Origin of the sequence: Cellulophaga omnivescoria, assembly GCF_001999725.1 — a bacterium.
Classification (GTDB): Bacteria; Bacteroidota; Bacteroidia; order Flavobacteriales; family Flavobacteriaceae; genus Cellulophaga; species Cellulophaga omnivescoria.
Map to the genome: position 1 here is coordinate 40,348 of NZ_MDDP01000017.1, position 16,343 is coordinate 56,690.

Consider the following 16,343-nt stretch of genomic DNA (forward strand, 5'->3'; position numbering starts at 1 on the left):
TGTAAGCCATTTGTGATAAACTAAATTTATGGCTTAAGTCTGATTTATTACGTAACTAGACGAATAATATAACTTAAAACCTCACTTTTCGTGAGGTTTTTGTTTTTTTGAAATCTTTTAAAAAGAAATACTTGGCATTAAATTTGTCATTGTATCTTTATAAATATCTAAATACCCCCATTATGAAAAATTCAATTTTTAGTATACTTGTTGTTTTAGGAATGTTAAGTAGCTGTTCTTCACAAAAGAATTTAGTAGATTCTGCTCCGTTTGAAATTGGTAAAGCATATTGCCAAGATTGGTATGGTGGCAAAGAAGAATCTGGCGCAGGGGTAGAGTTAAAAGTTCCGGTTGCAAATCTAGATGGTTACAGGGTTAATTCTATTTACTTTAGAGGTCAACAGTCCTATGTAAAAGTTATAAACGAAGAAGGTCAGAAGTTTGTAGTTGCAACAATGACTGCAAAAACTATGGTTCCTCCTAAAGATATTATTATGCATTCAGACCCAAAACAGGAATTGGGCAACAAGCCAGCTGCCAAAAAACTGCAAAAAGATTTTCCTTTTGAGTTGGCTTACGATGAAGCTATTTTAAGTTATTACAAAGGCGATGTAATAAACTATGTTAAGATTAAGGACATAAAGCACAAGCAGGCTATTATTTATCCTTCTAGATCTAAGGAGTAAGACTTTGTTTGCTAGGGTATAAATAACTACTTTTAAACTCTAATTAAACGCTATTGAATCCTTTTAAAAAACTTTTTAAGCAAACCTTTGTGTATGGCTTGGCAACAGTGTTGCCCAGAATGCTGTCTTTCCTTTTGGTTCGTGTGTACACAGATGTTATGGATCCGGATCTTTATGGCCAGGTTTCCGTTATTTTTGCTTGGTTTGCAATTTTTAATGTGTTTTTAGCATATGGTATGGAAACAGCCTTTTTTAGGTTTTACCATAAGCATAATGATAAAGAAAAGGTGGTCTCTACCTCATTAATTTCTATAGCTGTTTCTACTCTAACTTTTTTTGTTGTAGCATTGGTATTAAAAAATCCTTTAGCAAGTTTTGCAGGTATTAGAGAGGAGTTTATTACCTACGCAATTTTTATACTGTCTTTAGATGCTTTGGTGATTATCCCTTTTGCATGGCTTAGAGCTACAGAAAAGCCAATGAAGTATGCAATTATTAAAATTGTTAATATTTGCATTAACCTTGGATTAAATCTATTCTTTTTACTGTTGTTACCTAAGCTTGTAGCTGGTACTACAAATTCTGTTTTTACATCAATCTATAAAGAAGATTTTCAAATTTCATATATATTTATATCAAACTTAATTGCAAGCGGAGTAACATTAGTTTTAATGTTGGGCTTATATCTTAAGAGTAAATATGTTTTTGATAAAGTATTGTGGCGTGCTATGATGAAATATGCAGGGCCTGTTTTATTGGCAGGTATTGCGTTTACAATTAATGAGGTTTTTGATAAAATTTTGCTAGAATGGCTTTTGCCAAATAACATAGCAGAGGCAGAAGTTGGTAAATATGCGGCTTGTTATAAATTGGCATTATTTATGACGCTGTTTGCCACTGCTTTTAGAATGGGAATAGAACCTTTCTTTTTTAGTCATTCTAACGCTAAAAACCCACAAAAAGCATATGCTCAAATTACCAATTATTTTGTAATACTAGGGAGTGTAATTTTGCTTGCTGTAGTGGTTTTTGCAGATGTTTTAAAACTTTTGTTTGTAGATAATTCTGAGTATTGGGAAGCTATGAAGATAGTTCCGTTAATTGTTTTGGCAAACTTCTTTTTGGGAATTTACCACAACTTATCTGTGTGGTATAAAGTAACTGATAAAACACGTTACGGTGCTTTTATATCTGTTATTGGTGCAGTTGTAACTATTGTAATTAATGTAGCACTTATTTCTACCTTAAGTTATATGGCATCTGCAATTGCAACGGTGTTAGCTTACGGTACAATGATGGTATTATCTTATTGGTTTGGAAAAAAAAATTACCCAATACCATATAACATGCGTAAAATAATATTCTATTTTACGTTATCTGTGGTGTTTTCAATTCTATCTTTTTATATTTTTAATAGAAATTTATGGGTTGGTTGTTCACTATTACTGGTGTTTTTAGGGTTAGTGTACAAAATGGAAAATGAAATATTACGAAAAATAATAAAGAAAAAATGACAATCAAAATAATTAATAGATCTGCACACGCAACTCCTAGTTATGAAACTTTGGCTTCAGCAGGAATGGACTTAAGAGCCAATATTATAGAACCTATTACGTTAAAACCTTTACAAAGGGCAATTATAAAAACCGGGCTTTTTATAGAGTTGCCTGTTGGTTATGAGGCTCAAGTACGACCACGAAGCGGATTAGCAGCTAAAAAAGGTGTTACGGTTTTAAATGCACCTGGTACTGTAGATGCAGATTACAGAGGGGAAATAGGTGTAATTTTAGTTAACCTTTCGGAGGAAGACTTTACTGTAGAAAACGGAGAGCGTATTGCACAACTAGTAATTGCTAAACACGAAAGAGCAGAATGGATAGAGGTTACAGAATTATCTGAAACAGCTAGAGGTGAAGGTGGTTTTGGTAGCACTGGTACAAAATAAATAATATAAACATAAACCATAATTAATATAAGCTTGCGTAAGTATGCTTAGATTTAAAAAAAGAAAAAAATGAAAATTATAGTTCCAATGGCGGGTAGAGGTTCCCGTCTTAGACCACATACATTAACAGTTCCTAAGCCATTAATTCCTATAGCCGGTAAGCCAATTGTGCACCGTTTAGTGAGTGATATAGCTAAAGTTTTAGATGAGCCAATTGAAGAAGTAGCTTTCATATTAGGAGACCCTGCATTTTTTGGAGATGATGTTATAGCTAGTTTAAAAGCTTTAGCAGAGAGTTTAGGTGCAAAAGCATCTATTTATAGGCAAGACCAACCTTTAGGCACAGGACACGCTATAATGTGTGCTAAAGACTCTTTAAGTGGGCCGGCTGTAATTGCTTATGCAGATACCCTTATTAGAGCGGATTTTGACTTAGATAAAACGGCAGATAGTGTTATTTGGGTAAAACAAGTAGAAAAACCTGAAGCTTTTGGGGTTGTTAAACTAAATGATAAAAACGAAATTGTAGAATTAGTAGAGAAACCAGAGGAATTTGTATCTGACCTAGCTGTTATTGGAATATACTACTTTAAAGATGTTGCTGTTTTAAAAAATGAATTGCAGCACGTTTTAGATAATAACATTATTAATGGTGGAGAGTACCAAATTAATGATGGTATTAAACAAATGATGCAAAAGGGTAAAAAGTTTGTTTCTGGTAAGGTTGATGAATGGATGGACTGCGGAAATAAAAATGTTACCGTAGAAACCAATATGCGTATGTTAGGCTTTTTAGAAAAAGATGGTGAGGCATTAGTTTCTAAATCTGTTACATTAGAAAATGCAAATATTATAGAGCCTTGTTACATAGGAGAAAACGTAGTGCTAAAAAACACCACTGTTGGCCCTTATGTATCTGTAGGGGATAATACGGTTATAGAAAACTCAACAATAAAAAATAGCTTAATACAAACCAATAGCAAAATTGAAAATGCAAATTTAGATAATGCAATGGTTGGTAACCACGTAAAATACAATGGCAATTATGAAACAATTAGCATTGGAGATTACTCGGTTTTAGAATAAAAACAAGTTGTAAAATGCATTTTAACCCCATAAAATTACCTTTTATGGGGTTTTTTTGTGTTTTTTACACATCAAAAAAGCTATAATTCACCTACAAAACTCCTGTTTTTCACAACAATACAGGTCTCAAATTGTTACAAATCAGTCATTTGTATGTTAATTTGCATATGAACATCAAATCATAAATGTTTAATTATGCACACTAACCCCCAAATACAACCTACCTATAAGCAAATTATTTGCTTTATTTTATGCTTATCATTTTTGCAAATAAATGCACAAAACTTAGTTAAAAATCCGAGTTTTGAGTATTCTAAAAAATGTAGTAAAAAGCCAGGAAACTTTCAAAAAGATGTGTTGGATTGGCGTACGCCATCTGACGGTAGTACAGATTATTACAGCGATTGTAGCCCAGAAATGAGTACTAACCATAATTTTATTGGTAGGCAACAAGTTTATGAAGGTAAAGCTTTTGCGGGCTTTTATATGCTTGGTCCAGACAATTACAGAGAATATATTACAGGTTCATTAGCTAAAACATTAGAAAAAGGAAAAAAATATAAAGTATCATTTATGGTTAGCCTTGCAGATAAGGCGGGTTTAGCTGTTGATGAATTTCAGATTTTATTTACTGAAAAATCTCCAAAGTGGAGTACTAAAAAAAGTATTGCTATAGATTATGTAAATAATTCTGAAGAAATACGATTGTTAAGAGTGAGATCTGCTAATGGATACACTAATAGCAGAACTTGGACAAATGTATCAATTACATTTATAGCCAATGGAACAGAAAGCTTTGTTACCTTAGGTAATTTTAAAAGAGATAAACGAACTAGGACAAAAGTGGTTAATGACAGGTTGCGTAAAGCTTCTTATTATTATATTGATAATGTTTCTGTTAGCGAGTATGAGGGCATTAATCTAGATGAAATATATGTAATTAAAGATTTAATGTTTACTACGGATAGTTATATCATAAATCCAGAAGCAAAAGGGCAATTAAGAGAGTTGGTTAGGCATTTAAAAAGAAACCCGCATTTAAATGTTACTATATTTGGGCACTCAGATAATGAAGGAGATGCAAAATACAACAAGCTACTGTCTTTAAACAGGGCAAAATCTGTTGGAGAATTTTTATTAGACAATGGTTTAACTTTTGATCGTATTAATTGGAAGGGTTACGGAGATCAAATTCCTTTAGCAAGTAATAACGACGAAAAAGGAAGGCTAATGAACAGGAGAGTGGAGTTTGTGGTATCTGAAAATAAATATGATACCTATGTTAATAATGGCTTTGAAGAAGATAAAGAGTAAAATTTTAAGTTATTCATAAAAAAAACCTCTTCGGTAATGAAGAGGTTTTTACTATTAAAACAAATTTTAATGCTACTTTGCTTGCATTAATTCTTCAATTTCATCTGCCTCTATAGGAATGTTTGCCATTAAGTTGAAGGGTTCCCCTTTTTCTTGTATTACTACATCATCTTCCAATCTTATGCCTAAATTTTCATTAGGAATGTAAATACCAGGCTCTACTGTAAATACCATATTTGCTTTCATTGGGGTTTTTAGTTCTCCATAATCATGGGTGTTTAAACCAATGTGGTGGCTGGTTCCGTGCATAAAATATTTTTTGTATGCAGGCCAGTTTTTATCTTCGTTTTGTACATCTGCTTTGTCTAGTAAGCCAAGTCCTAACAACTCACTGGTCATTAATTTACCTACTTCTTTGTGGTATTCTGCCCAAATAGTTCCTGGAACAAGCATTTTTGTAGCTTCATTTTTAACACGTAAAACTGCGTTGTAAACTTCTTTTTGTCTTTTAGTAAACTTACCACTTACAGGGATACTTCTACTTAAATCACTAGAGTAGTTTGCGTATTCTGCAGCAACATCCATAAGTATTACATCGCCATCCTTGCACTGTTGGTTGTTTTCTATGTAATGTAATACGTTTGCATTAGCACCAGAAGCAATAATTGGGGTGTATGCAAAGCCTTTAGAGCGGTTGCGTACAAACTCGTGTAGCAATTCCGCTTCAATTTCATATTCCCAAACACCTGGCTTTACAAAACTTAATAAACGTTTAAAACCTTTTTCTGTAATGTTACAGGCTTCTTGCATTAATGCTAATTCCTCAGGCTCTTTAACACCTCTAATATTTTGCATTATAGGGAAACTCTTTGCCCATTGGTGAGCAGGGTAATCAGCTTTACATTTTTTTATAAATCGGTCTTCCCTTGTTTCTGTTTCTACAGCTTGCCTGTAGTGTTCATTGGTGTCAAAGTAAACTGTTTCTGCCTCTGTCATTACATCAAAGAAAACTTTGTCAAAATCAGATAACCAATAAACTGTTTCTATTCCAGATACTTCTGTAGCGCGCTCTTTGGTAAGTTTTTCACCTTCCCATACCGCAATATGTTCATTTGTTTCCCGTACAAATAAAATTTCTTTATGTTTGGGGTTAAGTGCATCAGGAAAAAGAATCAAAATAGTTTCTTCTTGGTCGGCACCTGTTAGGTAAAAAATATTTCTATTTTGCTCAAAAGGCATTGTGCTATCTGCACCAATAGGGTATATGTCATTAGAATTAAAAACAGCAACACTCTTAGGCTTCATTTGCGCCATAAACTTTTTGCGGTTTTTCACGAATAATTTAGAATCGATTTGATTGTATTTCATTTCTTAATTTTTCTGTTGTTATATTGAAATTTTAGAGGCAAAATCGCATAAAATTTCAAGATGTATCCAAAAGTAATGAATATCTATTTTTGTGCATAAGAAAACATATCTTTTAGTGTCTTTTTAACGTATTTGGGGCATCAAATAACTAACAGATAAATATGTTTGTACAGGTAGCAAAAAATTATTTTGGCATAACACCCTTTATTTATAACTTCCGTAAATTATTTAATTAGACTAATTAAGAGAACAAAACCTAACGAACAAAACCAAAAAAATGAGAAAAAGTTTATCCTTGTGCATTTTATTTACCAGTGCATTAAGCTTTGCGCAGCCAACGGCAACTCCCCAAAACGTTGTAGAAAATGCGTTAATGCAAAAAAAGCAAATGGAAGAATCTTCTGTTGTAAAAAATATAACATTTACTAATATTGGGCCTACGGTAATGAGTGGCCGTATTGTAGATGTAGCCGTTAACCCTAATAAACCAACTGAGTTTTATGCGGCATATGCGTCTGGTGGTTTATGGTATACCAACAATAATGGCACAACTTTTACTCCGATTATGGACAATGCAAGCACGCAAAATATAGGAGATATTGCCGTAGACTGGCAATCTGGAACTATATGGATTGGTACAGGAGAAAATAATTCGTCTAGATCTTCTTATGCTGGTGTGGGATTATTAAAATCTACAGATAAAGGTAAAACTTGGCAGAATATGGGTTTGGTAGATGCGCACCATATTGGCCGTATTTTAATTAATCCAGAAAATACTAATGAGGTTGTTGTGGGTGCAACAGGGCATTTATACTCTGCTAATGAGGAGCGTGGTATTTATAAAACTACAGATGGTGGTAAAACTTGGAAAAAAACACTTTTTGTAAATGATGTTACTGGTATTATAGACGTTGCTATGGTGCCAACTAACTTTAATGTACAATATGCAGCTGCTTGGGAAAAAGACCGTAAAGCTTGGAATTTTTCTGGTAACGGCTCTAATTCTGCTATTTATAAAAGCACGGATGGTGGTAGTAGCTGGACCAAAATTACAACTAAGGAAAGTGGTTTTCCAACTGGAGAAGGTGTTGGTAGAATTGGTTTAGCCGTTTTTGATGAAAACACTGTTTACGCTGTACATGATAGCCAGTTTAGAAGACCTGCAGAAGAAAAGAAAAAAGATAAAACTACGGATTTGGTTAAGGACGATTTTAAAACAATGTCAACCAAAGAATTTTTGGCTTTGTCTGACTCTAAGCTTAATAATTTTTTAAAAACAAACGGTTTTCATGAAAAGCATAGAGCGCCAAATGTTAAGCAAATGGTACGTGTTGGTACTGTTAAACCAATAGATATTGCTAAGTATTTAGAAGATGCCAACTCTATGTTGTTTGATACGCCTGTTGTTGGAGCAGAAGTATATAGGAGTGATAATGCAGGGAAGACTTGGAAAAAAACAAACCAAGAGCATATAGATAATTTGTTTTATAGTTATGGTTATTACTTTGCACAAATAAGAGTACACCCTAAAAATAAAGATGAAATTTACTTAGCTGGTGTACCGCTAATAAAATCTAATGACGGTGGTAAAACTTTTAATAATATTGATGGTCCAAATGTACACTCGGACCATCACGCACTATGGATTAATCCAGATTTAAAAGGACATTTAATTAATGGTAATGACGGAGGAATAAATATATCTTACGATGATGGTAAGAATTGGATAAAAAATAATTCACCAGCTGTTGGTCAGTTTTATGCAATTAATGTAGATGATGAAAAACCATATAATGTGTATGGTGGTTTGCAAGATAACGGAGTTTGGGTTGGAGCCAATAATGCAAGAGAAAGTGTAAGATGGCACCAAACAGGTAAGTACCCTTGGCAAAGTTTAATGGGTGGTGATGGTATGCAAGTGCAGATAGATAGTAGAAATGCTAATATCGTTTATACAGGTTTTCAGTTTGGAAACTATTTTAGAATAGACAGAGAAAATGATTCTCAAAAATACATTCAGCCTAAACATAATTTAGGAGAGAGTCCTTATCGTTTTAATTGGCAAACACCAATATTATTATCCTCTCACAACCAAGATATTTTATATTTAGGAGGTAATAAATTACACCGTTCTTTTAATAAAGGAGATGATTGGGAAACTATTTCTGACGATTTAACAAATGGAGGTAAAAAAGGAAATGTAGCATATGGTACGTTAACAACAATATCAGAATCTCCTTTTACCTTTGGATTGCTCTACACAGGTAGTGATGACGGAGCCATACAACTTACTAAAAATGGCGGCGCTTCATGGGAAAAAATAAGTGATAACCTTAAAAACGAGGAGCTTTGGGTGTCTAGAGTAGTTGCGTCTGCCCATAAAAAAGAACGTGTTTATGTAACTTTAAATGGTTACAGATGGGATGATTATACACCATACGTATATGTAAGTGATGATTATGGTAAAAGCTGGAAAAATATTGGTGGTAACATACCTGCTTCTCCCGTAAATGTTATTATTGAAGATCCTGAAAATGAAAATTTATTATTTGTAGGTACAGATAACGGTTTGTATGTGTCTTTTAATAAGGGAAATACTTGGGAATTATTTACTAATGGTATGCCTGCTGTAGCCGTACATGATTTGGTAATACAAACTACAGCAAAAGATTTATTGGTTGGTACGCATGGTAGAAGCATTTATAAAACTAATATTGCCAAGCTTCAGGAAATGACACCTAAAATGTTGGCTAAAAAATTACACCTGTTTAAACCAGAAAGCATTAAACATTCTAGCAGATGGGGTAATGCTCAATCAACAAGGTTTAGACCAAATACGCCTGGAGTAGATATTAGTTTTTACGCAAATAAACAAGGCAGTTTTACCGCTCGTATTTTAACTATGAACAATACAGAAGTTAGCTCTGTAACCGTAGATGGTGAAAAAGGGTTTAATGTGTTATCTTATGATGTTGCTTTTTCTAAAACAGGAAAATCTAACTTTCTAAAAAAGAATAAAGTAAAGTTGCAACAAGCTAAAGACGGAAAAACATACTTGCCTAAAGGGGTGTATAAAATAGAGTTGTCTGGTAATGGGTCTAATACAACTACCAATTTTGAAATAAAATAAATATACCTATTGTTACATTTTAAAAGCCAAGATTAATTTCTTGGCTTTTTCTTATGTTAAAAAACCTATAAATACTAAAGTCTAATTTTTTAAAGCCTTAGTTTTGCATCCTTTTTATTTTTATTAATTTTTTATAATACTAAATGCGTATATTTTATATACTGCTCTTTATTTTAAGCGTAGTAGCATCTGCTTACGGACAAGAGAATCTGACTTTAAGTACAGATTCTAAAAAAGGCAAATTATACTTTTATTGGGGTTGGAATACCGCCCAGTACTCTTCATCTGATATTGAATTTAAAGGGGAGGACCATAATTTTGTATTAAAGAATGTAAAATCTCATGACCATGATTTAAGGTGGAAAGTTAGTGAGCATTTAAATCCTGGCCGTTTAACCATACCTCAATTTAATTTTAGAGTGGGTTATTTTTTAAATGATCACTGGGATATTTCTATTGGTACAGACCATATGAAATATGTAGTAAATGATTTGCAAACAGTAAAAATTTCTGGCTATATAAAGGGTACAGGTACTGTTTATGATGGTGTTTATGATAATGATGATATTGTAATTGATCAAGAAAGCTTTTTAGAGTTTGAACATACTGATGGATTAAACTATGTAAATGTTGGTCTTAGAAGAAATGATAAACTAGCTAGCTTAACTAGCTTTGCTGACCTTAATTTGCTGGTTGGTGTAAATGCGGGCGTATTAATACCTAAAACAAATTCAGATTTACTTAATAAAGGTAAAAATGATGAGTTTCATTTAGCAGGTTATGGTGTAGGCGCTACAGGAGGCTTAAACTTAACGCTATTTAAGGTCTTTTTTATTCAGACCGAATTAAAAAGTGGTTATATAAATTTGCCAAGTATTATTACCACACCTGTAGATACAGATAGAGGAAAACAAGATTTTCTGTTCTCTCAATGGAATGTAGTCTTTGGGGGATACATAAATCTGAACAAAAAACATAAAGCCAAAAACAAAAAATAGTTTTTGGCTTTACTTTTTAATTTAAATTGGCTACCGAATTATCGGTTAATGTTTGCATAAAAGCTATAATGTCTTTTTGTTCTTTTTCTGTGAGGTTTAATTCATCAAAAGGTAACGTTTGGTGATCTAAACTAAAGCCTAAACCAGCACCACCTCCTAAATTGTAAAAGTTAACAACCTCTTCTAAGGTGTTGTAAATGCCATTATGCATGTATGGCGCTGTTAAAGCAATGTTTCTAACAGTTGGTGTTTTAAACATTTTGTCGTGTAAGTCTTCTTCAAAAACCCAGTAAAAACCTCTGTCGCTATCTAATACTTTGTTTCTGCTTGTTTTTGGTACTCCAATAACTTCTTTTTCCGTTTCTTTAAAAAATGGAGGCACTGTACCATTAGTTAATGGTATAAAATGGCATGTTGCACAAAGTGCTTTGCCCATAAACAAATTGAAACCATTTTTTTCTTCAGCTGTAAAACTACTTGTTTCACCGCGCATATCTTTGTCAAATTTAGAATTAAAACCAATTAAGGTTGATACATAAACAGATATAGCTCTAACGGTTTCTCTATTACTATTAGGTACAACTCCAAATGTATTTTTAAATAATGTTATGTAACTAGTGTCTTTTAATATGTTCCCAGAAAACCTGTGTACATTAGTGTTAAACTCTTTATCGTTTTTAAAAACAGCGCTTATTTGGTCGTCTATGGTATTAGCCCTACCGTCCCAAAAAAAAGCTTTTTGGTAAATGCTATTAAGTAAAGTAGGAGTGTTTCTTTCTAATAAAGCTTTGCTATTATCTTTGCCTAAAGCTAGTCCGTCTGTATACCCTTTGTTGGGCAAGTGGCAGGTTGCGCAAGACATTGTGCCGTCACTAGAAAGTTTTTTATCAAAAAATAACTTTTTACCTAAGGCAATTTTCTCTTGAGAAGGGTTTCTGTCATTTACATCTAAAAAGTAATTTACGTTAAAACTATCTTCTTCAAAAAAAGTAGGTGCATTAAAATTATACGGATAGGCATTAGTTTTTCCATCCCAAAGTTGAGATGTTTGTCTTATTTCTACCCAGTTTTTTGTAATTGGGTTTAGGTAATCTCTTATAAAAGTATACCTATCAAATTTTATAAAATCAGAATTGTTATTAATAAATGTTACTGCCTTATTTATATTTTTAATAAAATCTTTATCTAACTTATTGTTTTTTTGCTGTATTAAGGGCTGTAATGTTAATTTGTATACTTGCTGTAAGCTTTGTAATGAAACTGTAGTTTCTTTTATGCTTTTACCTGTTACTGGAGTGTCAAAACCTGCCATAGCTAAGCTTGCAATGCGCATTAGTTGTTGGTGCGTGCCAATAAAAAAGCGTTTAGGGGTTAAGTCTCTTTTTTTAATATTTTCTTTTAAGTTGTTTACAAATCCTTTTTGGTAATATAATTCTCTTAAAAAATCCTTTTGGTTGCCATCTTCTGCAAAAAGTGTTTCTTCTATTTTTTGTAAACCAACAGGGGAAACTATTCTTCCACTGTCGTCATTATAAGTGGGTAAAGCTGGCCCGTTTGCTTTGTGTGTTACAGATGGGTTTAAAGCGCCTGCAAAAGGTTCTGCCTTTTTAAATGCAATACGTAACTCAAAAAATAGAGATTTTGCCAAACTGTCATTGTACTTTACAGTGTTTAGCGTGTCTATTAAATTGCCAGCTTTTGTAATGTGTTTTAGGTAATATTCTTGTGCGGCTTTCCATTTAACATCGTTTTCAGTAATAGTTTTTGTATAGCCTTGTTGTTTTTCTTTACATGCAGATAAAGCAAACAGAATAACAATTACTAGTTTATAAATTTTATTAGGCATTTGTAGCGGTATTTATATAGTAAAAAGTCCCTGTATCAGACGATACAGGGATCTTTTTAGTAAATATATGTTTTGTTTTATCTAGGTAAACCTTTAATTATTACAATTTGAGAACCTTCTAGGTAAGGAGAGTCTCCTAGCCAAGGGTGTTGTAAAGATTGTGTACCACCATCTACACCAGCAAAATCATTACTTTTCCAGTAGTGTGGTTGTAATGCCAACATAAAAGTATCTGGCTCTCCAATTTTATCAGATATATCTATTAATGAACCAAATTCTCCGCTTAAACCAGTGGTTTTGTTTATAGCCAAATCATTTCTAACAACTAATTCTAATACTTTTCTAGAGTTGTTGCCCTCTAAATCCGATTGATAAATATAAGCAGCATGACCTCTATTAAAAGAGTTAGGGTCTTCTTGTGTGTAAATGTAGTTTTCTGTTACGCAAATGTTGTCTGGGCTTTGTAGCATTGCTAAATTACCATCCATATTATTTGTGTCTGTGTTACCGCTTATTACTTGTGTTAGTTTACCTTCTAATGGGTTTGTAGCATCTAGTTCTAATTTATAAACAGTTCCCCAGTCGTTATAAGTACCTCTACCTGGTCCACGACCCGTTACTGCAAAGTAAACGTTTCTTGCATTATCGTCTCCTCCTTTTTGGTAATCTACATCTTCTACTCTCATAAATTGAGATGCAAAAACGTCATTACAAGCTGTTTCCATTTCTTCTACAGTTAAACTAGAACCGTTTACAATTTCTACAAACTCTATGTCATATGTTTCTTGAAAGTCTAAGTTGCCTTCGTTGTATTGCGTGTCTGCAGCTGCTGCCATTACCGCACCGGCGCCATCAGATACTTGCTTTAAGCGTAAAACATAAATTTTTCCACCAGTTAAATCAGCGTCACCAGCAGTAGAATGATACATAATAACTTGTCCTTCCGAACCAGATGAATCATCATCCCCACCAATAATTACTGTTTGCCCTGCATAAGTGCCTTGTGGTAAAGGAGTGGCATTTTCCCAAGCAAATTCACCCAATGCATCTAAACCAAAATCTGCAGTTGGCGTAGGAGTTTCTACCAAGGGATCTATTCCTTTTACATCAAAATTAAAAGCTTCAGAAGCAGATAAAAATAAATCTTTATCACCACCATGAATTTCTTTTTCCCACATAGTACCAGAACACTGGCGGGCATAATCTGCCACACTAGAGTTTAGTAAGTAAGTTGCATCAGTTATATTAAATTCTTTGTCTAATGACAATCTTGCTACAGCAAAATGATCTTCAAAATTTACTACATATTCGTAGCCATCTCCATTTTTAATTAATCCGGCACCATCTGCACCGCCACCAATTCTAAAGTCGCTACCGCCAAAGTTTAATACATCGCTAGAGCTTACTAAAGAATAAGCTTCTACAAAGTTAAATTGACCATCTACGGCAACTAAAGGTTTCATATTAGATTTATTTTCAAAAATAGTTGCAGGCGGTGTATAATCTTCACCGTCCTCACCATCTTGACCGTTAATGCCGTCAATACCATCTTTTCCGTTAGTGCCATCTAATCCATCTTCTGGATTACAACTCATAATGCTTGCTCCTATTAAAGAGAATACAAAAGTTTTAACTAATAATTTTTTATACATTTTTTTAGTGTTGTTGGTTATTATTTCTCGCAGAGCAAAAGTATTATTCAACAGCACCAATATTGTTAACTCACTATGGTGTTTGTATTAAGTAAATTTTGTGTTAATGTTACTATTTTAAGTTAAGGTTACTAATTGTAATTATTCTTAATAACAGATGTTAATAAACAAACCAAATAGTTTGTTATTATATTATCTTTTTTTTGATGAGTATCATCTACACACCATTAAATATTATTAAAGTACGATAAAATGCTTACTCGGTTAGATATTGACTGGGTAAATGGTAAGGTGCAAACTAATTGGTTTGTAAATTGAAGTTTAAATTTTTAATGTTTTGTATTTTAATTTGAAAAATTAACTCTTATTTGGCCAATTCTCCAATATGAAAAAGTGCTTCCCCTTGGTTAACTACTGCTTGATGGTTAATGCAAAAAACACAACCATTAAATGGAGCTTTAATTTCTTTATTTCGTTTAGAAAACGCATCTGTAACAATACCAATAACAGCCCCTTTTTTGATATCACTACCATTCTTAATTTTAGGCAAAAACATACCAGCGGTAGGAGCTCTTAACCATTTTCTGTTGGTTAAGTGTACTGTTTCTTCTTTTTCAGCTAATAGTGCCTCAGTTTTATTAATCATTTTAAAATGATGTAAAATGTTTAAAATTCCCTGTACTCCTTGTTCTATTGAATATTCATCAAAACGCATGCTTTCCCCAGCTTCGTACACAATGGTTGGTATGCCCTTGGTAAAAGCAGTTTTTCTAAAAGATTTAGGTATTAGGTCCGATGAAAAAGTAAAGGGAGCATTAAAAATAGTAGCAAGCTCTTCACTGTCTTTGTCTGTTGCTGTATAACGAGTTTGAGGATAATTAGATCTACTTCCGCCACCAGTATGTAAATCCACTCCAAAATCTATTTGAGGAAAAATTTCTTTTGTAAAGTGATATGCTATTCTACTTGCTAATGATCCAGATTTAGAACCAGGAAAGCTTCTATTAACGTCTTTTCCATCTGGTAATTCTCTAGAAAAATGTATAAATCCAAATATATTTAAAATGGGTACTGCTATAATGCATCCTTTTGTAACGTTAAAATACTTTTTGTCTAGCATTCTACGTACAATTTCAATGCCGTTTATTTCATCGCCATGTAAACCCGCTTGCACCAATAATGTTGGCCCAGGGTTTTTTGAGTTAAACACGTATATAGGTATATCTATAATAGTACCAGTAGGTAATCTATCAATTTTTATACTTACCAGTTTTTCTTGTCCTGGTTTTACACTTTCAGTACCAATGGTTATGGTTTTATTTTCGTCTTTTAAAAGCATTTTTTTCTACGTATTCAATAATTTTTTTGGCAACATTAACGCCTGTTGCACTTTCTATGCCTTCTAACCCTGGAGATGCATTAACCTCAATAAGTAAAGGACCGTTTTTAGATCGTATTAAATCTACACCAGCAACACCAAGGTCTAGTTGTTTTACTGCTCTAAGTGCTATTTTACATTCATAAGCAGTAGGTTCTATAGCTTGCACGGTTGCGCCTCTATGTACATTAGATCTAAATTCGCCAGCTTCACTGGTTCTTTTCATACTAGCAACAATTTTGTTGCCAACAATAAAAATTCTTATGTCTTCTCCGTTAGATTCTTTAATAAATTTTTGTATCAAGATACTTGTATCCATTTTGTAAAAAGTATCTATTATAGATTTTGCAGATTTTTCTGTTTCTGCTAGTATTACACCTAAACCTTGTGTGCCTTCTTGCAACTTAATAATTACTGGTGTTCCACCAAGCAGTGCTATTTGAGACTCTATGTTATTTGGGTTTATAGAAAATAAAGTTTCTGGAACAGGTACGCCACATCTTGCCATTATTTGTAATGTTTTTACCTTGTTTCTTGCTTTTAAAATACTTAAAGATTTTACAGTGGTAAAAACACCATTTAGTTCAAACTCCCTAACTACAGCTGCACCGTGCCTGGTTACTTTATTCCCTATTCTAGGAATAATAGCATCAAACTCATTGGTAATGTCTTCTTCGTTTAAATAAATTTTAGGAGTAGTTGCTCCTAACTTTACAGAGCATTTGGTGTGGTCTACGAGCTCTATATAATGCCCGCGCTTTTCTGCTTCTTGTGCAATTCTTCGTGTAGAGTACACGCCCATACTAACAGAAAGTAAGCCAATGTCCATTTTTTACTCTTAAATTTTCTATGAATATCGGTCAAAAATAGTAATTAACAGAATTGTTAATCAAAGTTTCTTTAAAATAATTCTAAATACGTTACATATTTTAAGCAAAGT

General features: G+C 33.1%; 12 protein-coding genes. 7 read left to right on the plus strand and 5 right to left on the minus strand.

Annotation, left to right across the window (positions count from 1 at the left end):
• Positions 1-182 precede the first annotated feature (182 nt).
• From BFJ87_RS09505 to BFJ87_RS09525, 5 genes are all read left to right on the plus strand, one after another.
• On the plus strand, positions 183-686 hold the full coding sequence (locus BFJ87_RS09505; RefSeq protein ID WP_077403337.1) for a hypothetical protein: 504 nt from the start codon (positions 183-185) through the stop codon (positions 684-686).
• A gap of 53 nt (positions 687-739) precedes the next feature.
• Positions 740-2,200: an oligosaccharide flippase family protein gene (locus tag BFJ87_RS09510; protein WP_077403340.1), complete on the plus strand. Its 1,461-nt coding sequence runs from the start codon at positions 740-742 to the stop codon at positions 2,198-2,200.
• Positions 2,197-2,631 carry a dUTP diphosphatase gene (gene dut / locus BFJ87_RS09515; RefSeq protein ID WP_077403343.1) on the plus strand — a complete coding sequence of 145 codons (435 nt, stop codon included), beginning with the start codon at positions 2,197-2,199 and terminating at the stop codon, positions 2,629-2,631. The genes BFJ87_RS09510 and dut overlap by 4 nt, the downstream gene beginning before the upstream one ends.
• Positions 2,632-2,700: 69 nt before the next feature.
• The gene (locus tag BFJ87_RS09520; protein ID WP_077403346.1) at positions 2,701-3,717 is read left to right on the plus strand and encodes a sugar phosphate nucleotidyltransferase; all 1,017 of its coding nucleotides are present in this window, start codon (positions 2,701-2,703) and stop codon (positions 3,715-3,717) included.
• A gap of 195 nt (positions 3,718-3,912) precedes the next feature.
• Positions 3,913-5,031: an OmpA family protein gene (locus BFJ87_RS09525; protein WP_077403349.1), complete on the plus strand. Its 1,119-nt coding sequence runs from the start codon at positions 3,913-3,915 to the stop codon at positions 5,029-5,031.
• A 72-nt stretch (positions 5,032-5,103) separates the two neighbouring features.
• On the opposite strand, the gene BFJ87_RS09530 is transcribed toward BFJ87_RS09525, so the two are convergent.
• The gene (locus tag BFJ87_RS09530) at positions 5,104-6,399 is read right to left on the minus strand and encodes an aminopeptidase P family protein (RefSeq protein WP_077403352.1); all 1,296 of its coding nucleotides are present in this window, start codon (positions 6,397-6,399) and stop codon (positions 5,104-5,106) included.
• Between the two features lie 277 nt (positions 6,400-6,676).
• Between BFJ87_RS09530 and BFJ87_RS09535 the strand changes: the two genes are divergently transcribed.
• Together BFJ87_RS09535 and BFJ87_RS09540 are read left to right on the plus strand one after the other, a co-directional pair.
• Positions 6,677-9,529, plus strand: coding sequence for a sialidase family protein (locus BFJ87_RS09535; protein ID WP_077403355.1), 2,853 nt, complete (start codon positions 6,677-6,679; stop codon positions 9,527-9,529).
• 143 nt (positions 9,530-9,672) lie between these two features.
• The gene (locus tag BFJ87_RS09540; RefSeq protein ID WP_077403357.1) at positions 9,673-10,527 is read left to right on the plus strand and encodes a hypothetical protein; all 855 of its coding nucleotides are present in this window, start codon (positions 9,673-9,675) and stop codon (positions 10,525-10,527) included.
• Positions 10,528-10,543: 16 nt separating this feature from the next.
• Here the strand turns inward: BFJ87_RS09540 and BFJ87_RS09545 are convergent, their stop codons facing one another.
• From BFJ87_RS09545 to BFJ87_RS09560, 4 genes are all read right to left on the minus strand, one after another.
• Positions 10,544-12,373 carry a cytochrome-c peroxidase gene (locus BFJ87_RS09545; protein ID WP_077403360.1) on the minus strand — a complete coding sequence of 610 codons (1,830 nt, stop codon included), beginning with the start codon at positions 12,371-12,373 and terminating at the stop codon, positions 10,544-10,546.
• 77 nt (positions 12,374-12,450) lie between these two features.
• The gene (locus BFJ87_RS09550; RefSeq protein ID WP_077403495.1) at positions 12,451-14,025 is read right to left on the minus strand and encodes a hypothetical protein; all 1,575 of its coding nucleotides are present in this window, start codon (positions 14,023-14,025) and stop codon (positions 12,451-12,453) included.
• 364 nt (positions 14,026-14,389) lie between these two features.
• A complete protein-coding gene (locus BFJ87_RS09555; RefSeq protein WP_077403364.1) occupies positions 14,390-15,364 on the minus strand; it encodes a succinylglutamate desuccinylase/aspartoacylase family protein in 975 nt (324 codons plus the stop codon).
• On the minus strand, positions 15,342-16,232 hold the full coding sequence (locus BFJ87_RS09560) for an ATP-grasp domain-containing protein (RefSeq protein WP_077403367.1): 891 nt from the start codon (positions 16,230-16,232) through the stop codon (positions 15,342-15,344). Before BFJ87_RS09560 ends, BFJ87_RS09555 begins: the two co-directional genes overlap by 23 nt.
• Positions 16,233-16,343: the final 111 nt, after the last annotated feature.